General features: G+C 41.6%; 2 protein-coding genes. Both read right to left on the reverse strand.

Annotated elements, in window-relative coordinates:
- Window positions 1–7: 7 nt before the first annotated feature.
- Window positions 8–1,735, reverse strand: a complete 1,728-nt coding sequence (locus tag IQ224_RS22930; RefSeq protein WP_002743745.1) for an ABC transporter ATP-binding protein — start codon at window positions 1,733–1,735, stop codon at window positions 8–10.
- 380 nt (window positions 1,736–2,115) lie between these two features.
- Window positions 2,116–2,661, reverse strand: coding sequence for an adenylyl-sulfate kinase (cysC, locus tag IQ224_RS22935; protein ID WP_036400782.1), 546 nt, complete (start codon window positions 2,659–2,661; stop codon window positions 2,116–2,118).
- Between the last annotated feature and the right edge of the window lie 204 nt (window positions 2,662–2,865).

Raw genomic sequence — 2,865 nt, forward strand, 5'->3', positions numbered from 1 at the left:
AAATAGACTAATCTTGAAATTGTCTAGCATGAAATTGAGCGTAACGACCATTAAGATTTAATAACTCCTCGTGATTACCCACCTCGATAATTTCACCCTTTTCTAAGACTAAAATACGGTTAGCTTTTCTGACAGTTGCTAATCGGTGAGCAATAACAAATACCGTGCGCTCCGTCATAATTCTTTCTAAAGCTTCCTGCACTAAAGCTTCCGATTCCGAATCGAGCGCGGAAGTCGCTTCATCTAAAATTAAAATTCTCGGATTAGATAAAACCGCTCGCGCGATGGCGATTCTTTGTCTTTGTCCACCCGATAAATTAACACCCCTTTCTCCCACATAGGTATAGTAACCCTGGGAAAGTTCACCGATAAATTGATGAGCGTTGGCAATTTTTGCCGCTTTTTCTACCTCTTGCAGATTAAAATCTCCCTGACCAAAAGCGATATTTTGGGCTATAGTACCAGAAAAGAGAATATTTTCCTGCAAAACTACCCCAATTTGTCGCCGGAGACTTTTTAAAGTCACATCACGAATATCCACCCCATCGATTAAAATCTTGCCAGAAGTGGGGTCATAAAAACGCAATAAAATATTAACTAAAGTGGTTTTTCCCGCTCCCGATGCTCCCACTAAAGCAATCATTTCGCCAGCGTGTGCAGTAAAATTAATATTTTTTAAAACCTGTCTGTCCTCATTGTAAGAAAAATTTACTTGACAATATTCAACTTCTTTGCTGTGGAGTGGCAGATTGATCGCGTTGGGTTTTTCGGTAATTGTTGGCAAAATAGCTAACAATTCAAAAATCCGATCCATGGAGGCTTGACCCTGTTTAAATTGATTATAATTACTGGTAATATGGGCGATAGGATCGATTAACATTGCCACCGCCGCCACATAACTAACAAACTCAACACCAGTTAAATTCTTTTGGGAAATTTGCCAACCCGCAAGGAAGAATAAAAAGATAACTCCCATCGCTTGCAAGAATCCCACCACGACGTATTGTAAAGCTTTGGTGGATTCTGATAGGTATTGAGCGCGGCGATTTTCTTCCGCTTCTTTGGCAAAAAGCTCGGTTTGATAATCTTCAGCAGCGAAAGCTTGCACCACACGAATACCGCCAAAAACTTCGGTTAATAACGAAGAAAGGTTAGATATTTTCGCTTGGGCGCGACGAGCATATTGTAATAATTTTTCACCAAAAAATCCCACCAAAACTCCTAACAAAGGAGCGATAATAATGACAGCGATCGTCAATTGCCAGTTAACAATAAACATATAGGCAAAGACGACAATTAACTGTAAGGCTGAAGGAATAAAATCATGGAAAAATTTGTTAATTACTTCCCCAATGCGATCAATATCTTCCGTTAAACGATAGGATAAATCACCAGTTTTTGCCGTTTCAAAGTAATTTAAGCCGAGGGTTTGCAGGTGTGCATAAACTTTTTTTCTTAATTCCAGGGCAATTTTTAAAGAAGCTTTTGCCATCAGGGAATCTTGCCCATACTGAGACATTCCCCGCAGTAAAAAAACCACTGCCCCCACCCCCGAAAGTGTCGCTAATGCCTGCACATTTCCCTCACCGATATATCTGGCCATTTGTCCAGCTAACCAAGCTAAAATCGGCCAAAATACCGTAAATCCGATCGTACAGATAAACGCCAAAATAATTGTTTGGGTTTGGGGACGGAGATAGGGAATGAGGTTCCAATAACTAGAGCGAGATTTCAAAATAATTTAGCACCTTTAAATATTAAGTATTCCTGCAAAATTAATTTGCTAGTCGAGACAGTTATCAGTTATCAGTTATCAGTTATCAGAACGTAGGTTGGGTTGAAGCATGAAACCCAACACCCCCAGGGATTACGCTACCGCTAACCCATCCTACAAATAATTGTGCCTCCCTACTTACTGTTTACTGATCACTGTTTACTGTTTAGGCACTCTTGCACTTTGGACAGAGGGTTAGGGAGAGGTATAATTAACCTTGCTTAGGTACTGAAGAAAAGGAGATTAACTAACAAATTTGCCTAAGGGGTTAATCGGGGGGTAGAGACGTTTTTAGTTCACGTCCCTACGATATTTTCCAATAATACAAAGTTATTCTGGGATTAAACCGCCACAGCTTGATGAATGTAGCCTAATTCCGTCAATTTGTTCCAGACTTTGGCGACACTTTCCTCTAAAGTCTCTAAATCGGTGCGGCATTCCACTTCTGGGTTAAAAGGTGGTTCATAGGGATCATCAATTCCCGTAAAAGACTTGATTTCGCCAGCACGCGCTCTTTTATATAATCCTTTCACATCGCGATCCTCACAGACGTTTAAGGGAGCATTCACGAAAACTTCGACAAAACTCCCAATTTTCCCCCGTACTTCCTCGCGAATCTCACGATAGGGAGAAATAGCCGAAACTAGGACAATCACACCGTGACGGGTGAGCAAATTAGACACAAAACCAATGCGACGGATATTTTCATCCCGATCCTCTTTACTAAATCCTAAACCTTTGGTGAGGTTCGTCCGCACTATATCGCCATCGAGAACTTCAATGGAATAACCTTCAGCGATTAATTTTGCCTGTAATGCCTCGGTAATCGTGCTTTTCCCCGCACCGCTCAATCCCGTTAACCAAACCGTCACGCCGCGCTGTTTCATAGTAATCATTAATAATACTTAAATCCTGTTTAGCGTACCATATCTCAGTGATCAGTGATCAGGAGTCAGGAGATAGGAGTCAGGAGTCAGGAGTCAGGAGTCAGGAGTCAGGAGATTATTTTATTTATTCTCCCTACACCCTACACCCCACACCCTACACCCCACACCCTACACCCTACACCCCACACCCTACACCCCACACCC

The sequence above is a fragment of the Microcystis sp. LEGE 00066 genome, assembly GCF_015207925.1.
GTDB lineage: Bacteria > Cyanobacteriota > Cyanobacteriia > Cyanobacteriales > Microcystaceae > Microcystis > Microcystis ichthyoblabe_A.

Bases quoted from the DNA above. Each gene is read 5' to 3' on its own strand.
- cysC (WP_036400782.1), bottom strand. From the start codon at position 2,661: ATGAAACAGCGCGGCGTGACGGTTTGGTTAACGGGATTGAGCGGTGCG.